Here is a 16,855-nt window from a genome sequence, read left to right as displayed (position 1 = left end):
CCACCCTATGATGTAACGCCACATTAGATAGCGATATCTATTGGGGTTAAAGGTTGGAGGTGTAAACCGTTAATACGACTGGGCAGTTACAAGCCCAAGACCTTTAGGTCGGGGTAGTTGACTTTGTATTGGATTATATTAAGAATATGGGCGATGAATAACATTGAAGAACCCTCAGGGGTTCTTTTATCATGTTCAGAGTTCATTTACTTTATAAAAATAGCGAATTATGCTTAAAAATGTGCAATCTATCAAAATTGTCTAATAAATAAGTATGTTTTTTAGTGATTCTATAGGGCATATCACTTTTCTTTTTTATTTTGTGTGTTATAATGGTCAAGCAGAAGCGAGGTGAAATCATGGAAGAAAAGATTGAAGCCATTAAGGAAGTCATTCATAAGTTGAGACCCTATCTACAAAGAGATGGTGGAGACTTAGAATTCGTTGATTTCAAAGACGGCATTGTTTATGTACATATGCTTGGTGCATGTGCAGGATGCATGATGTTAGATTCTACTATTAAAGATGGTGTTGAACAGATTTTAATAGAAGAAGTCCCAGGCGTTATTGAAGTACAGGCAATTTAATTAAATATTTTTATACTCTTATTCAGAACCACACAGATGAGGATCGTTTTAAAGTGGTGGCAACCCTTATATAGAAGGTGCCTTGACCAAGCAAGTATTACTTGAACAATAAGAGGAAGCAGATTACTACGCTTTCCTCTTTGAGGAGAGCTTTTTTATTACAGGAGGAAAAGAAGAAAATGGAAAAGAACTTATTTACATCAGAATCTGTATCAGAAGGACATCCAGATAAGCTTTGTGATCAGATTAGTGATGCAATCTTAGATGAATGCTTAAGACAGGACAAATATTCACGTGTAGCTTGTGAATGTTTTGCAACTACTAATTTATTAGTTATTGGTGGAGAAATTACAACGAATGCGAAAGTAGATTATGAAGCAGTGGCTCGTGATGTGATGAGAAGAATCGGCTATACTGCTGAAGATTTAGGTATTGATGCAGATACTTGTGAAATCAAGGTAGTAATGGATACACAGTCTAGTGATATCGCATTAGGTACAAATGTAGAAGTAGGTGGTGCAGGTGACCAGGGTATCATGTTTGGTTATGCAACAAATGAAACTGAAACATATATGCCTTTACCAATCTCTATGGCTCATGAATTAGTACGTTACGCAAGTAAATTAAGACATAATGGTATATTCAAGCATGCAAGACCTGATATGAAATCACAGGTTACTATTGATTATACAGATGAAAACAATCCTAAGGTTGATACAATTCTTATGTCAATCCAGCATGATCCAGATTTCAATGAAGAAGAATTCAAGACATTCATTAAAGAAAAAATCATGAAAGAAGTTGTAAGAAAGCATCATATGAATGAAGACTACAAGGTATTCATCAATCCAACAGGAAGATTCGTTATTGGTGGTCCTCATGGTGATACTGGTTTAACTGGACGTAAGATTATCGTTGATACTTATGGAGGAATGGCAAGACATGGTGGAGGCGCATTCTCTGGTAAAGACCCATCAAAGGTAGATAGAAGTGCAGCTTATATCACTCGTTATATCGCTAAGAACATTGTTGCAGCAGGATTATGTGATCGTATTGAAATCCAGTTATCTTATGCAATTGGTGTAAAGGATCCTACAAGTGTGCATGTTGATACTTATGGTACTGGTAAGGTAGCTGATGAAGTCATCTTAGATGCAATCAAGAAAGAATTTGATTTAACTCCTCAGGGTATCATCAATACATTAGATTTATTAAATCCAATCTATGGTCCAACAGCTGCTTATGGACATTTTGGTCGTACTGATGTTGAATTCCCATGGGAAAAATTAAATAAAGTAGAAGACTTAAAGAAATACTTAGCTTAAGAAGACATTAACGTCTTCTTTTTTTATATTTTATGTCAAGAGTGTTTTTTTAGTTTTTTTTTATGTATAATATAGATATAGAAAGAATTGTAAAGGAGGAATTAATTATGAAAGTTATTGTCAGAGGTAAAAACGTTACAATTACAGATGCTATTGAGGACAAGATTATTAAAAAACTAGCATTGCTCGACAAGTACTTCATCATGGGACAAGATGTGGAGGCTAAGGTTTTAATTAGAACTTACCCATTTGGTCAGAAAATTGAAGTTACAATTCCTACAGAGTATGTTCTTCTTCGTGCAGAAGAAACAAGTGATGATCTATATGAAGCAATCGATTTAGTTATCGATAAACTAGAAAGACAGATCAGAAAGTACAAGACAAAGTTAAGTAGAAAGTCAAAGAATAATAAACTCGCTTTCAACATTAACACTTTAGAAGCTCTTGAAGAACCTGAAGAAGAAGACGTTGTCGTTAAGGCAAAAACAATTAATCCTAAACCAATGGACATGGAAGAAGCTATCATGCAGATGGAACTCATTGGTCATTCATTCTTCGTTTATAAAGACATCGAAACTAATACAGTATGTGTTGTCTATAAACGTAGAGATGGTGGATACGGTCTTCTTGAAACAGAAGAATAATAAAAAGAAATCTGGCTTTTGGCCAGATTTTTTTTGTGTTCTTAAGTAATTCTTTCTTTTCTTTCGTATATATTATTTGAGAGATACAAGATCGCCCTGCATAATATCGTGTGCTTTCATATATTTATCGATATCATTAAGAATTGTTGTTTTCTTAATAGACCATAAAGGAGCTACTAATTCTTCTAATGGTGCATCTCCAGTCAGTCTTTCTACGACTACATGACTTGGAATATATTCTAATTGTCTTGCAACTAAAGAAATATATTCATCTCTTTCTAACATCTTAAAAGGATAATAGAGCTTATATAGACGACTATTTTGTGTGACATAGAGATTGTGAATCTTAATACCTTGAATATCTAGTTTTCCTACCGCTTTTGCAGTCTCCAACATCATCTCTATTGTTTCATTAGGTAAACCATTAATGATATGCACACAGACTTCTAAATGATGTCTTCTTAACATAGAGAGTCCATCTAAGAATTCCTGATATGAATGACAACGATTGATTTCTTTTGCGGTAGTATCATGAATAGTCTGTAAGCCTAATTCTATATAGACATCCGTTTTCTTAGATAATTCTTCTAAATAAGCACATATTTCTTCAGTGAGGCAGTCTGCACGTGTCGCAATCGCAATACCAACAACATCCTTCATACCAATAAATGGTTCATAGATCTTCTTTAACTGATCTAAAGAAGCATAGGTATTTGTATATGCCTGGAAGTAAGGAATAAAGATAGCTTCAGGCCACTTTCTTTTCATCACTTCAGAACCTGCGTTAAACTGTTCTAAAAGAGAATCGCTATCTAGAATAAAGTCTCCAGATCCTTTCTCAGAACAGAATATACAGCCTCCAAAGCCTTTTGTCCCATCTCTATTAGGACAAGTAAAATGGGCATCTAAAGAGACCTTTGCGACTTTTTTATGATATCTCATTTTTAAAAAATAGTTGTATGTATGATAACGTTTGTTATCTAAAGAATATGGAAAAGGATTCATTTTTTATCACCCGGATCATTATAACATAAAAAGGAGAAAAGAATATGCTAGAACTTAAAGACTTAACTATGAGTTATGATATATGTCTATTAGATCATGTGAATTATATATTTCCAGATACGGGGCTAGTAGGTATTAAAGGTCCTTCAGGATGTGGGAAATCAACTCTTCTTTATTGTTTATGTGGCTTACTGAAATATGAAGGAAAGATTACTTTCAATTATAAAGAGATAGATGCCTCGTTTTGTAAGATGATCGGTTTTATTAAACAGAATAATGATCTGATACCTTCTTATACAGTAGAAGAAAACATCATGGCTGGATGTTATTTTGGTCAGATTGATTTGAATAAGAAGAAGATGGATAAAATCACTAGACGATTGAAGATAGATAAACTTATGAAAAGATGTCCTAATGAACTTTCTATTGGACAGATGAAACGTGTCTCTATTGCTCGTGCTCTATTAAAGGATGCACCTGTATTACTGTGCGATGAACCAACAGGTGCACTTCATTATAAACAGGCAAAAGAGGTTATGACACTCTTAAAGGAAGTCTCAGAAGATCGTTTGGTCATTGTTGTGTCTCATGATACAGAACTATTAGATGAATATGTAGATATACTCATAGAGATGAGGAATCAGACATTACATACTGTTAAAGAAGGGAATACAAATAAAGATGTTCTGATTCCTCAACATAAGAAGCACTTCTCTTTAAGATATAGCTTTAAAGAAGTGTTAGGAGAAAGAAGGAGACTAGCACTTCTTTCACTCTTTCAGATACTTGTTATTGTGACTTCGCTAGTAATTATAAGTGGTTTAAATGGTCTTTCTACCTCCATAGAAAAATCTTACATGGAAGCACCACTTAAAGATATTGTGACTATAGCAAGTCATGATGGGGAATCCCTCTCTTTAAAGGAAAAAGAAACGCCACACTTTGATATAGAAAGTGGGTATATAAAAGGTGTGAATGCATTTTTGATTCGTTTACCTGCTAAGAAAAATCATATCAAGCTTCTTTCAGGTCGTTTTCCTCATCATACAAATGAAGTCATTATTACACATAATTTATCTCATAAACTCAAATCACAATTCACATGTCATCTATTAGAAGATGACACATATAAAGTAGTAGGAGTAATAGAAGATAATTTTTATCAGGATCAATTTGTCTGTTTTCATCATGATATAGATAAGAAATATCCAGATCTTATAAGAGATGACAAGATGGATATTATCACCAATAATCCTGAAACAGTCATTAAACGTTATGAAAACAATTATGAAGCAGATAATGATGTATATATGAAGAAGATGAGTTATGGTACGCTTATTTCTATTGGTCGCATAATTGCATTGGCTTATATGATGATCAGTTTAATTGTGGCGATAGAACTCACAAAAACAGTCTTCTCTTCTCTTTACTTAGAAAGAAGCCGCTCATTAGCTTTAAAAATCTCTATGGGTGCAACATACAAACAGTTACAGTGTGAATCAAAGATAGAAATATTTATTATTGGCACATTTATTTACTCTATCAGCATAGTGATGTTTATAATCATTCTTTCTATTCTTCCATTGACATCATTTAAGGAATATTTCCATTTTACCTGCCTTGCCTCTCCTTATTATTTCTATGTTATTTTCTATTTTCTCTATCTTCTTATACTCATACTTTCTGCATCTGCACCGTTTATTCGTATTAAGAAAGAAAGTATAGTCTCATTACTCAGGGAGGAATAATATGATTCAACTTAAATCAATCAATAAACGTTATCTGCATGAACATGTACTAGACAATATTTCTTGTACGCTTCCTGATATAGGCTTTGTGTCACTAATAGGACCAAGTGGATGTGGAAAAAGTACTTTACTTCATATTATTGCTGGACTCGATGATGATTATTCTGGAGAAGTCATTTATAAAGATAAGAAGATTTCTATTATCTTTCAGGATTTTCATCTTATTCCTTGGCTTTCTATCACAAATAATATTCGCTTATATGATTATTTTCATAAATCATCTTACATATTGGATGAAACACTCACTAAACAGTTTAAGAAGACTCCAGTGAGTGCACTTTCTTTAGGGCAAAGACAACGCACTGCGATAGAACGTGCTCTTTATTATAATCCAGATATTATTCTATGTGATGAACCAACAGCATCACTTGATCCAGATAATGCAAAGAGAGTATTGCAGATATTGAAGGAACGTTCTCATTCTTCTCTTGTATTATTTGTATCTCATGATGAAACATCAGTGAAACAATACAGTGATCGTATTATAGAGATGAAGGATGGCTATATCATAAAGGATACAGTAATCCAAAAGACAGAGGTATATCCTAAAGAGAATCATTGTAATAATAAAAGATATCATTTTCCTATTTTCAAGCTAACAATCCAGTCCTTTTTAAGTAGTCGTAAAAGGTTCTTTCAAATGTCTTTCGCATTATCTATCGCATTATTATGTCTGATGATGACATTTACCTTTACATTCTCTTTTCGTAATACCATTTATCAATATCTCTCTTCATTGATTCCACAGAAGTCAATTACTTATAAATTACGTAATGATGATCCTTTATCTTTAACTCATTTCAATGAAGCAACCTATCATTATTTGAATTTAGATGATTATAATCTCATGGGAATCTCTCATAATAATCAAAGATATCAGAAGAATGAAGTTCTGTTTATATCTGATGATACATCTTATGTCAGCCAGTATATATATGGAAGAGCACCACAAAATAATGATGAAATTGCGGTACCTCTCTCAACTGCAAGAAAACTTGCCCAAAATAAGAAGGTAAATTCGTTACTCAATACATCATGGACGATCTATTATAAATATCAATTAAAAATCAAAGGAATAGAAGTAAAAATAGTAGGTATATCTCCACAAACTTACAATTATGATGCCTTTTATATGTATGAATTTGCTAACTATCATTGGATCGAATCACTCTTTAATCAGACACCAACTGCAAGATATGGTATGTTAAAGTATAAGGCAGACAAATCAATTATAGATTCTTTAAAAAAGAATTATCCTGAATATGAATTCAAGACAATGGGGGAATCAACAAAGAAAACATTAAATGATAACATGAATAGAATTCAGATGATTCTTGTCATTTTTTCTATTTTGACTATTATTTCTTCTATCTTTATGATTATGGAAATCATGATTCTTCATGCTATGCATTTAAAGAAGGATCATGCGATTATGAAAGCCTATGGTGAAAAGAATAAACATATTTTTAAGATGTCTTTCTATCAATGTCTGATTCTCCATTCTTATAGCTATTTGACTGCTTCTCTTATATTATTAGGTATTATGAAGGTGATGAATCAGATTATTCCTCAGATTACGGACTTTCCCATGCATCTTACATTCCAGCCTCTTAGTATGCTTTTATTGTGGGCTGGTTCATTCTTGTTAGTCTGTATCTCAACATTGTTTAGTGTTATTTATATTATCAAACTCAATCCATCCCGCATTCTTAAAATGAGATGATAATTCTTGCAAATAATGGGAAATTATGATAAGGTGAGTGAGTATATAAAAGTCAAGGAACTAGAGTAGTAGATGGTCATACTTTTTAAGAGAACTTATGGCTGGTGTGAATAAGTAAAGTCATCCATTGAACTCGCTAGGGAGATGGGTCTGTGGTAAGCAGATCACGTATTGCTGCGTTAAAGCATTAAGCGCATGAATCAGTCTTCATGAACTAAGGTGGTACCGCGAGTTCTCGTCCTTAGACATGAGGACTTTTTTTATTTTAAAAGTGGAGGAGACAAAATTATGACTTATGATCATAAGATAGTAGAAAAGAAATGGCAGAAATACTGGGAAGAGAATAAGACATTCGAAACAGATGTTTATGATTTCTCAAAGCCTAAATACTATGCCTTAGACATGTTCCCTTATCCATCAGGACAAGGTCTTCATGTTGGACATCCAGAAGGATATACAGCAACTGACATCATGTCAAGAATGAAGAGAATGCAGGGATATAACGTATTACATCCAATGGGATTTGACTCATTTGGTTTACCTGCTGAACAGTATGCAATCAAGACAGGTAACCACCCTGAAGGATTTACATTAAAGAATATTCAGACTTTCACTAAACAGTTAAAGATGTTAGGTTTCTCATTTGACTGGGATAAGCAGGTATCTACTTGTGATCCTAGCTTCTATAAATGGACTCAGTGGATTTTCAAACAGTTATATGAAGATGGTTTAGCTAGATATGTAGATATTCCTGTTAACTGGTGTGAAGAATTAGGTACAGTACTTGCGAACGATGAAATTATTGATGGTAAGAGTGAACGTGGTGGATTCCCTGTTATTCGTAAGAATATGAAACAGTGGGTTATTGATATCCCTAAATATGCTGAAAGATTACTTGCAGGATTAGAAGAAGTTGATTGGCCAGAATCTACTAAAGAAATTCAGAGAAACTGGATTGGTAAATCAATCGGTGCTCATGTTGATTTTAAGGTAGATGGTTATGATGATAAATTCACAGTATTCACAACACGTTGTGATACATTATTTGGAGCTACTTATTGTGTATTAGCACCAGAACATGAATTAGTAGAAAAGATTACGACTCCTGATAAGAAGGATGAAGTAAAAGCTTATTTAGATGTATGTGCAACTAAGTCAGAACTTGAAAGAACTGAATTAAATAAAGAAAAGACTGGTGTCTTCATTGGTGCTTATGCAATCAACCCAGTAAATGGTAAGAAGATTCCAATCTGGATTTCTGACTATGTATTAGCTGGTTATGGAACAGGTGCTATCATGGCTGTTCCTGCACATGATGATCGTGACTATGCTTTCGCAAAGAAGTTTGGTATCGATATTATTCCAGTATTAGAAGGTGGAGATATTACTAAGGAAGCATGGACACAGGATGGTGTACATATCAACTCTGGCTTCTTAAATGGTTTAGATAAACAGGAAGCAATCGATAAGATGTTAGACTGGTTAGAAGAACATCATTGTGGTTCTAAGCATGTTAACTATCGTTTAAGAGAATGGATCTTCGCAAGACAGAGATATTGGGGTGAACCAATTCCAATCATTAACTTTGATGATGGAACATCTGTTGCATTAAGTGATGATCAGTTACCACTTATCCTACCTGAACTTGAAGATTATAGTCCATCAAAGACAGGTTCTTCTCCATTAGATAAGGCTGTTGACTGGGTTAATGTAGAAGTAGATGGTAAGAAGGGTAAGAGAGAAACAAGTACAATGCCTGGTTCTGCAGGATCTTCTTGGTACTTCTTAAGATATATTGATCCACATAACGATAAGGCTATTGCAGATCCAGAATTATTAAAGCATTGGATGCCAGTTGATTTATATGTTGGTGGACCAGAACATGCAGTAGGACACTTATTATATTCACGTATGTGGAATAACTATTTATATGACAAGGGTATCGTACCAGTTAAAGAACCATTTAAGAAGCTATACCATCAAGGTATGATTCTTGGTCCAAATGGTGTGAAGATGTCTAAGTCAAAGGGTAATGTTATTAACCCAGATGATATTGTAGAAGCATATGGTGCAGATACATTACGTTTATATGAAATGTTTATGGGTCCTCTTGAAGCATCTAAACCTTGGAGTGAAACAGGTGTAGAAGGTTCAAAGAAATGGCTAGAACGTGTTTATAGACTATTTGTTGAATCTGATAAGTTAACTGATACAAATGATGGTTCACTAGACTTCGTATATCACTCAACAGTTAAGAAGGTGACTGAAGACTATGAAAACCTTGGCTTTAATACAGCTATCTCACAGATGATGATTTTCATCAATGAAGCATATAAGGCTAAATCAGTTTATAAGCCATATGCAGAAGGTATCGTTAAGATGCTTTCATGTATTGCACCTCATATCTGTGAAGAAATGTGGGAAAAACTTGGTCATGAAGGAACAATCGCTTATGAAGCATGGCCAACATATGAAGAAGACAAGCTTGTTGTATCTACAATTGAAATTGCAGTACAGGTAAATGGTAAAGTACGTGGACGTTTATCTATTAATAAGGATCAGGAAGCTGAATCTGTTAAACAGCAGGCATTAGAACTTGAAAATGTTAAGGCACATACTGATGGTAAAGAAGTTAAGAAGATCATTTATGTTCCTAACAAGATTGTAAATATTGTAGTTAAATAATTCGTTAAGGCATCTCTTAGGAGATGTCTTTTTTTGGATTAATAGACGATTTCTTCATGATAGTAAGAGAGGGTATGATATAGTGATATCAAGGATGCGATAAAGTATGGAAATGAAACATCATTTGAGAAAGATGAAATTTGAAGGAAAGAGTTACAATGTTTTAACGGATGAGGAATTAGAAGACTTAATTGTTTCTGAGATTTATGATAAAAAATATAAAGAGGGAAATGTAGAACTAGTAGATTTTGATCAATTTTTGAAAGATTGAGAAGAAAGATATGGCTTATAAAGTTTTTCTCGATAAAGAAGTTATCTTTAGATAAATGAAATTTACCGAAAGGTATTAGAAAGATGGTATCGATGAATATCATCTTTTTCTATGCTAAGAAATTAAAACAGAAAGCCCGTTTGTACTTTGTTGTTCTGCTAGGTAATACACATATAAATATAATGATGTAAATGAGTGAATTACTCAGGCTTAATTCATTAAGGAATTTCATTATCCAAAGAATTTAAATTTGCGACACTCTACGATACCAACGCTTTTCATAGTATGGTTCTTCACTGGATTCTAGATGGTATGAAAGAATCAATAGATGAACTTGTAGACAACATCAATCATATGCGTTACTTAGGTTTAAAGGATTAATTGAAAGATCATTCTCAATATAGATAATTACCGCTATTTGTCTACTTATGGATAGAAGTACCTTTTTGTCTTTCGCTATTTATTCTTATATATATTATGATAAGTCCGGGTAGTTCATATGAAGGGAAGTAAATAAAATGAAAACATTATATCTTATGCGTCATGGAGAAACATTATTCAATGTTCAACATAAAATTCAAGGCTGGTGTGATTCCCCATTAACTGAAAAGGGAATCAAGCAGGCGCAAAAAGCAAGAGATTATTTTTCTAAAAAAGGCATTACTTTTGATCATGCTTATTGTTCTACAAGTGAAAGATGTAGTGATACTTTAGAGTTGATTGTAGATATGCCTTATACAAGATTAAAAGGATTAAAAGAAAATTTTTATGGAGAACTTGAAGGAGAAAGTGAAAGATTAAATAAACACCTTAGTCCAAAAGATTGTGAAACTTTTTATATCCAATTTGGTGGAGAATCTTCAAATACAACGAGAGATAGAATGATGAAGACGTTAACGGAAATTATGGATAAGGAAGATCATGAAAATGTTTTGGTAGTTTCTCATAGTGGTGCATGTTTTAATTTTTTAAGAGCTATCCAAGATCCTACGGAAGAGTTAAACAAAGGTTTTGGAAATTGTTGTATTTTTGTTTATCAGTATGATCAGCATCAATTTTCATTAAAAGAAGTCATAAGACAGGAGGAACAATAATAGAATATATTCAATTAGGTAATTCAAATTGAAAAGTATCACGTGTCTTCTTGGAATGTATGGAATTTGGAGATGCAAATAATGGTCAGCATAGCTTTACAATTGATCAAGAACATACAAGAGAAGTTGTAAAAAAGCATTTTAAAAGTGTTTTTTTATCTAAATATGATGATCTTTTAAATATTGTAGTAAAATAAAATCTGAAGTCACCTCGAAAGAGGTGCTTTTAGATTGTTAAAAATTAGATGAAAATATCAATGGGTTATTCTAAATAGGTAAATTTAATGATACAAAAAGGCAATAGAAGATGACTAAGCCATCTCACTATTGCCTTTTAATAATGCATGTATTTTTATTTTATATGATATATAAAGCAATACTGCTGCACCAGTCCATGCGAGTACTTCTGCAAGATAAATACCATTCTGACCTAAGAATATAGGGAAGATGAGGGCAACACCTACACGAATAACGAGTTCCACAATACCTGATACCATTGGTATAAATGTATTTTCCATTCCCTGTAGTGCACTTCTATATGAATGAAGCATATAAAGAATTGGTAGACATATTGCCATAATGAAGAGATATTTATAAGAAATAGTAAGTACCTTATTAATCTGATCAGGTGTACCTGAAATAAAGAGTAATAAGATATGCTTACCAAATAGAACCATTGAACCACCAATAATTACTGAAGTACAGAATGACAGGAAGGCAGCCTGTGCCACACCTTTTTTAATACGTTCATACTGTTTTGCACCAAGGTTCTGGCTATTAAATGTTGTAATGGCATAACCAAATGAAATAGCGGCTACTTCTAATAAACCATAGAGCTTATTTGTGGCAGTAAATCCTGCAATAAATAAGAATCCAAAACGATTGACTACTGACTGTACCATAATACCACCAATAGAAATAATGAGGTTCTGGAAGGCAAGAGGTGAACCTAACTGTAATAAGTTCTTGATGATCTTTTTTTCAAACTTAAATTTAGCGAGTTCTAACTTGAATGGTAATTCCTTCTTCAACATATAGAGACAGAATATTGCAGTTAAGAACTGTGCTAATAATGTCGCAATCGCAGCACCTGCAATACCCCAGTTAAATACCACTACAAATAATAAATCTAAACAGATATTTGTGATTGCTCCTCCAATCATTGCTAGTAATGGTGTACGGCTATCACCTAAAGAACGTAATATACTAGAAAAACAGTTATAAAACATTGTAATCGTCAAACCACCGGACATGATTCTTAAATACGTAATAGACCCCTGAATAACGTTAGATGGTGTATTTAATAGAGTTAATAATGGAACGATAGATAATTCTGCAAAAACTGTTGTAAGAATGGAAAAGAAAGCACATAAGAAGAAAATCATATGCATAGATCTTTTCATATTTTCATAATCTTCAGCGCCAAAAGTACGTGAGATACGAATAGAGAATCCCTGTGTAAAGCCCATTACTATTCCTAAAATAGCCCAGTTAATCCAGTCTGCAGCGCCTAGACTCGCCAAGGCATTAACACCTAAGAACTGTCCTACAATCATTGTATCTACCATTGTATATAATTGCTGCAAGATATTACCTAACATAAGTGGTAATGCGAATAAGAATATAAGCTTTAATGGTTTCCCTTTAGTCATGTTCTTCATGTTTATTTCCCTCCACACAATGCGACTATCATATCATATTATTTATGACTAACTCTAGAGGGAATTTTCAATAATTAAGAAAGTATTAATAATTGATAGGAATGTAAATGATATAATGATACATAAGAGGGGATATTTATGAATATATTAGTTGTAGATGATGAAAAAGAGATTACAGATTTAATACAAATCTATTTAGAAAATGAGAATTTTACTGTATATAAGTACTATTCTAGTCAGGATGTATTAAGAGATATTGATGATTTAAAGATTGATTTAGCTATCTTAGATGTAATGATGCCTGATATGGATGGTTTTTCTTTATGTAATACAATAAGAAGAAAGTATAAGTTTCCTATTATTTTTGTGACCGCAAAGGTAGAGGATATTGATAAAATCAATGGTTTAAGTATTGGTGCAGATGATTATGTCACAAAGCCATTCCAGCCATTAGAACTTGTTGCACGAGTCAAAGCACAGCTAAGACGTTATAAGAATTATAATGAAAAAGAAGAAAAGAATGAAATAGATTTTAGAGGAATACGTATTAATAATGATACAAGAGAATTCTATTTTAATGAAAAGAAGATAGAACTGACTAAAACAGAATTTGCGATATTATGGGAATTATGTGTTCATAAAGGAAATGTTGTAAAGAGTGATGACTTATTTTTAAAGGTCTGGGGAGAAGATTATTATAAGAGAGATAATAATACAATCATGGTGCATATTAGACACTTACGTGAAAAGATGCATGATGGTGGAAGAAATCCTAAATATATAAAGAAAGTTTATGGAGTAGGCTATAAGATTGAAAAATAAAGGATGGATGATATGGAAACTAATACGATCTTAAAGAAGATTTATAAACGTACACTACTACAATATATAGCTTATACAGTAGGACTGTTAGTTGTTTTTGTATTGGCAGTCTATTTGGCTGCTTTTTTTGATTTTCAATGGGTCTATGATCTTGATTCTAATATTTATACGTTTCTAGCGTTCTTTTATAATATTGTGAAGAATCCACTCTCGCTTCTGTTGTTTTTATTAATCTATATAGTGATTTCTTTTGCGTTTATGATTCATCATCTTTATAAACAGACGTCCTATTATATGGATGCATTGACTCATGCATCTCATGAATTAATAGATAAGAGTGTAGACTATATCACATTACCAGAAGAACTTTATGATATAGAAAGACGATTTAATGAACTAAAGAGTGAATCAATAAAGAATGAGAGACTTGCAAGAGAGAGTGAACAGAAGAAGGATGAACTCATTGTTTACTTAGCTCATGATATTAAAACACCATTGACTTCTATGATTGGTTACTTATCTTTATTAGATGAAATTAAAGATATGCCTGATACTCAAAGAGAGAAGTATATTAATGTTGCATTAGATAAATCTTATCGCTTAGAAGATCTCATTAATGAATTATTTGAAGTAGCTCGTTATAATTCGGAAAAGATTATTTTAGAAAAAGAAGATTTAGATATTCGTCTGATGCTCGAACAAATTGTTGATGATTTCTATCCTGTCCTAGTAGAACAGGAAAAAAATATCCATCTTAATCAAGATGAAGATATCACATTATATGGTGATGCGGATAAACTCAGCAGAGTTTTTAGTAATGTGATTAAGAATGCGATTAGCTATAGTAAGGATCATACTGATATCAATATTGATGTTCATAGTATGCATGATGATGTCATTATTAAAGTCATCAATAAAGGAAAAGAGATACCTCAAGAAAAATTGAATCGTATATTTGAGAACTTTTATCGTTTAGATTCAGCACGTAATTCAAAAAAAGGTGGAAGTGGTTTAGGACTTGCTATTGCCAAGGAAATAGTGGAACTTCATCATGGTTCTATCTTTGCATCAAGTAATAAAGAAGAAACAGTCTTCACAATTACTCTTCCTAAAAATTAAGGAGTTCATAAGAATTCTATAAGAATGTATTAAAGAAGCATCTTCGTTTGTATTGGTAAAATACAAGTAATGAAGATGCTTTTTTAAGGAGATGAAAACATATGAAAAAAATAATCATTGTATTACTTTGTGTATTCTCAATTCTTATAGGTCATATAGCTTATAATATAAGTGGTGGTGCAAGTGGACTAAGAGAAGATATTGGTTTAGAAATAAAAGCCCATTCTAATCCTAAACTACGTACTATATTAAATAATAAGGATCAATATCCTGATGCAATGATTCAATCACTTTATCGTAATGAAGAACTTATTGATTTTGTTTATAACTATCCAAGTAAAAAAGGACATGTTTATACAAATACAATAGGTCCAGTCACAAAAGGACGTTATCCTCTCTTACTTCAATATGATCAAAGATGGGGCTATGGAAAGTATGGATATAATGTGATTGGCATGAATGGCTGTGGTCCTACGAGTACTGCAATGATTATTGCAGGATTAACAGGAAGAAATAACATTACCCCTTTTGATGTGGCATCATATGCATATAGTCATGGCTATTATCAAGATGGAACATCCTGGTCTTTCTTTACTGAAGGTATGAAACATTATGGTATTTATGGAAGAAACATTCCCCTCTCTTATTCTTCTATGAAGAATGAAATCATGAATGGAAGACCTCTTATATGTAGTATGAAACCAGGATACTTTACTACTACAGGACATCTTATTGTGATTAGAGGAATGAAGCAGGGGATGTTTATGGTGAATGATCCTAGCTCTATAAAAAGAAGTAATCGTTTATGGAGTTACGATACTCTTTCTAAACAGATTAGAAATATGTGGTCATTCTCAAGACAACATTATTAAGAATAAAGTCTTGGGAAAGATAGATGGAATGGCTCTCAGCAAGGAACTTAAAAGGGAAAATACGGATAGTTGGATGTGAATGAAAGATTGTGCTATTATTGGGGTGCAATAAATCGGAAATTTACAGCGAGGTGAAAGAGGTTGAATTATGTAGAATATGGAAAAGAAAACAGCGATGTAATTATCCTCTTACACGGAGGCGGTTTATCATGGTGGAATTACAAAGAGGTTGCTGAAAGACTTCAAACAGATTATCATGTGGTTTTGCCTATATTAGATGGTCATGCAGGATGTGATAAGCAGTTTACAACGATAGAGAATAATGCTTTGGATATTATAGAATTTGTAAATAGCAAATTGGGCGGTTCTGTTTTAATGATGGGAGGACTATCGCTTGGAGGGCAGATTTTGCTTGAAATTTTATCTCAACGCAAAGATATATGTAAGTATGCAATAGTGGAAAGTGTACTTGTGATACCTTCAAAATTTACATATTCTATGATTAAACCGGCGTTTGGAAGTTGCTATGGCTTAATAAAGTATAAGTGGTTTTCAAAATTGCAATTCAAATCATTACGAATAAAGTCGAATTTGTTTGATGAATATTACAAAGATACTTGTGCTATTAGAAAAAGTGATATGATTGCCTTTTTACAGGAAAACTCAGTATATTCACTAAAAGATGGCATTGGAGAGTGTGAAGCAACCGTTCAAATTTATGTTGGAGAAAAAGAAAAGCAATCAATGAAAAAATCTGCTAAAATCATTCATGAAAAATTGCATGATAGTTTTATACAAGTTCTTCCTAATATGTATCATGGAGAGTTTTCAATAAATCACGCAGATGATTATGTGAGAAAACTATTAGAAATAGTAAAGCGAAGGTAACTTTCAGTCTTCAGCAGAGACTGAAAGTAACAGAAGATTTGAATTTGGCGATTGGATAAATTTATTTTTTGTTGTAAAAACCTTTATTTTAGGGCGTTGCTACGGAAAGTAGCAGAAAAATAGTGAAATTACAGCTAATGTTTCTTGTTTGGTAAAGGTTAATTTACTAATCTGTGAATGAAGTAAAACAAAAAGAAAACGGAGGTAGAAAAATGACTTTAGAAGAACAAATTAAACATTACAGAAAACAAGCTGGACTTTCACAGGAGAAGATGGCTGAGAAAATCGGTGTATCAAGACAAGCCATTACAAAGTGGGAAAATGGAATAGGAACACCGGATATTGCAAATC

General features: G+C 32.7%; 16 protein-coding genes and 1 other annotated feature. Of the genes, 14 read left to right on the top strand and 2 right to left on the bottom strand.

What is annotated here, in order from left to right; genetic code table 11:
* The first annotated feature begins 359 nt into the window (after positions 1-359).
* From B2S90_RS04610 to hpf, 3 genes are all read left to right on the top strand, one after another.
* Positions 360-587, top strand: coding sequence for a NifU family protein (locus B2S90_RS04610; RefSeq protein ID WP_040390072.1), 228 nt, complete (start codon positions 360-362; stop codon positions 585-587).
* 179 nt (positions 588-766) lie between these two features.
* On the top strand, positions 767-1,912 hold the full coding sequence (gene metK, locus B2S90_RS04605; protein ID WP_286696602.1) for a methionine adenosyltransferase: 1,146 nt from the start codon (positions 767-769) through the stop codon (positions 1,910-1,912).
* 107 nt (positions 1,913-2,019) lie between these two features.
* Complete coding sequence (hpf, locus tag B2S90_RS04600; RefSeq protein ID WP_278780175.1) at positions 2,020-2,556, top strand: ribosome hibernation-promoting factor, HPF/YfiA family; 537 nt, start codon at positions 2,020-2,022, stop codon at positions 2,554-2,556.
* 72 nt (positions 2,557-2,628) lie between these two features.
* On the opposite strand, the gene B2S90_RS04595 is transcribed toward hpf, so the two are convergent.
* A complete protein-coding gene (locus B2S90_RS04595) occupies positions 2,629-3,561 on the bottom strand; it encodes a TIGR01212 family radical SAM protein (protein ID WP_286696601.1) in 933 nt (310 codons plus the stop codon).
* A gap of 44 nt (positions 3,562-3,605) precedes the next feature.
* Here B2S90_RS04595 and B2S90_RS04590 point away from each other — a divergent pair, with 44 nt between their 5' ends.
* The 6 genes from B2S90_RS04590 to B2S90_RS04570 all read left to right on the top strand — a co-directional run bounded on the left by B2S90_RS04590 (position 3,606) and on the right by B2S90_RS04570 (position 11,142).
* Positions 3,606-5,309 carry an ATP-binding cassette domain-containing protein gene (locus tag B2S90_RS04590; protein ID WP_279080000.1) on the top strand — a complete coding sequence of 568 codons (1,704 nt, stop codon included), beginning with the start codon at positions 3,606-3,608 and terminating at the stop codon, positions 5,307-5,309.
* Position 5,310: 1 nt separating this feature from the next.
* Complete coding sequence (locus B2S90_RS04585; protein ID WP_286696600.1) at positions 5,311-7,092, top strand: ATP-binding cassette domain-containing protein; 1,782 nt, start codon at positions 5,311-5,313, stop codon at positions 7,090-7,092.
* A 46-nt stretch (positions 7,093-7,138) separates the two neighbouring features.
* Positions 7,139-7,338: a binding site (T-box leader), on the top strand.
* Between the two features lie 42 nt (positions 7,339-7,380).
* Positions 7,381-9,777 (top strand): leucine--tRNA ligase, encoded by a 2,397-nt coding sequence (gene leuS / locus B2S90_RS04580; protein WP_055289459.1) that lies wholly within the window; start codon positions 7,381-7,383, stop codon positions 9,775-9,777.
* A 106-nt stretch (positions 9,778-9,883) separates the two neighbouring features.
* Positions 9,884-10,048 carry a hypothetical protein gene (locus tag B2S90_RS04575; RefSeq protein WP_286696599.1) on the top strand — a complete coding sequence of 55 codons (165 nt, stop codon included), beginning with the start codon at positions 9,884-9,886 and terminating at the stop codon, positions 10,046-10,048.
* A gap of 225 nt (positions 10,049-10,273) precedes the next feature.
* Positions 10,274-10,429, top strand: coding sequence for a TetR-like C-terminal domain-containing protein (locus B2S90_RS10885; protein ID WP_187114871.1), 156 nt, complete (start codon positions 10,274-10,276; stop codon positions 10,427-10,429).
* 137 nt (positions 10,430-10,566) lie between these two features.
* The gene (locus B2S90_RS04570; RefSeq protein WP_055232418.1) at positions 10,567-11,142 is read left to right on the top strand and encodes a histidine phosphatase family protein; all 576 of its coding nucleotides are present in this window, start codon (positions 10,567-10,569) and stop codon (positions 11,140-11,142) included.
* 311 nt (positions 11,143-11,453) lie between these two features.
* Here B2S90_RS04570 and B2S90_RS04565 read toward each other — a convergent pair whose 3' ends face one another.
* The gene (locus tag B2S90_RS04565) at positions 11,454-12,803 is read right to left on the bottom strand and encodes an MATE family efflux transporter (RefSeq protein WP_278860582.1); all 1,350 of its coding nucleotides are present in this window, start codon (positions 12,801-12,803) and stop codon (positions 11,454-11,456) included.
* 138 nt (positions 12,804-12,941) lie between these two features.
* Here B2S90_RS04565 and B2S90_RS04560 point away from each other — a divergent pair, with 138 nt between their 5' ends.
* The 5 genes from B2S90_RS04560 to B2S90_RS04540 form a co-directional block, all read left to right on the top strand.
* Entirely contained in the window at positions 12,942-13,625 is a 684-nt protein-coding gene (locus tag B2S90_RS04560) for a response regulator transcription factor (RefSeq protein WP_070101852.1), read from the top strand.
* Between the two features lie 12 nt (positions 13,626-13,637).
* Positions 13,638-14,744: a sensor histidine kinase gene (locus tag B2S90_RS04555; RefSeq protein WP_278860583.1), complete on the top strand. Its 1,107-nt coding sequence runs from the start codon at positions 13,638-13,640 to the stop codon at positions 14,742-14,744.
* Between the two features lie 101 nt (positions 14,745-14,845).
* Complete coding sequence (locus tag B2S90_RS04550; RefSeq protein ID WP_286696598.1) at positions 14,846-15,616, top strand: C39 family peptidase; 771 nt, start codon at positions 14,846-14,848, stop codon at positions 15,614-15,616.
* Between the two features lie 141 nt (positions 15,617-15,757).
* Complete coding sequence (locus B2S90_RS04545) at positions 15,758-16,504, top strand: alpha/beta hydrolase (protein WP_286696597.1); 747 nt, start codon at positions 15,758-15,760, stop codon at positions 16,502-16,504.
* Positions 16,505-16,716: 212 nt separating this feature from the next.
* On the top strand, positions 16,717-16,855 hold a 139-nt coding region (locus tag B2S90_RS04540), incomplete at its 3' end, for a helix-turn-helix transcriptional regulator (protein WP_286696603.1).

The sequence above is a fragment of the Catenibacterium sp. UBA627 genome, assembly GCF_002299355.1.
Taxonomy (GTDB): domain Bacteria; phylum Bacillota_I; class Bacilli_A; order Erysipelotrichales; family Coprobacillaceae; genus Catenibacterium; species Catenibacterium mitsuoka.
The sequence above is the reverse complement of the archived record's forward strand: the minus strand, read 5'-3'. Positions and strand labels throughout refer to the sequence as shown.

Coding starts and splice junctions, on each gene's coding strand:
- B2S90_RS04610 (WP_040390072.1), top strand. CDS start 360: ATGGAAGAAAAGATTGAAGCCATTAAGGAAGTCATTCATAAGTTGAGA.
- metK (WP_286696602.1), top strand. CDS start 767: ATGGAAAAGAACTTATTTACATCAGAATCTGTATCAGAAGGACATCCA.
- hpf (WP_278780175.1), top strand. CDS start 2,020: ATGAAAGTTATTGTCAGAGGTAAAAACGTTACAATTACAGATGCTATT.
- B2S90_RS04595 (WP_286696601.1), bottom strand. CDS start 3,561: ATGAATCCTTTTCCATATTCTTTAGATAACAAACGTTATCATACATAC.
- B2S90_RS04590 (WP_279080000.1), top strand. CDS start 3,606: ATGCTAGAACTTAAAGACTTAACTATGAGTTATGATATATGTCTATTA.
- B2S90_RS04585 (WP_286696600.1), top strand. CDS start 5,311: ATGATTCAACTTAAATCAATCAATAAACGTTATCTGCATGAACATGTA.
- leuS (WP_055289459.1), top strand. CDS start 7,381: ATGACTTATGATCATAAGATAGTAGAAAAGAAATGGCAGAAATACTGG.
- B2S90_RS04575 (WP_286696599.1), top strand. CDS start 9,884: ATGGAAATGAAACATCATTTGAGAAAGATGAAATTTGAAGGAAAGAGT.
- B2S90_RS04570 (WP_055232418.1), top strand. CDS start 10,567: ATGAAAACATTATATCTTATGCGTCATGGAGAAACATTATTCAATGTT.
- B2S90_RS04565 (WP_278860582.1), bottom strand. CDS start 12,803: ATGAAGAACATGACTAAAGGGAAACCATTAAAGCTTATATTCTTATTC.
- B2S90_RS04560 (WP_070101852.1), top strand. CDS start 12,942: ATGAATATATTAGTTGTAGATGATGAAAAAGAGATTACAGATTTAATA.
- B2S90_RS04555 (WP_278860583.1), top strand. CDS start 13,638: ATGGAAACTAATACGATCTTAAAGAAGATTTATAAACGTACACTACTA.
- B2S90_RS04550 (WP_286696598.1), top strand. CDS start 14,846: ATGAAAAAAATAATCATTGTATTACTTTGTGTATTCTCAATTCTTATA.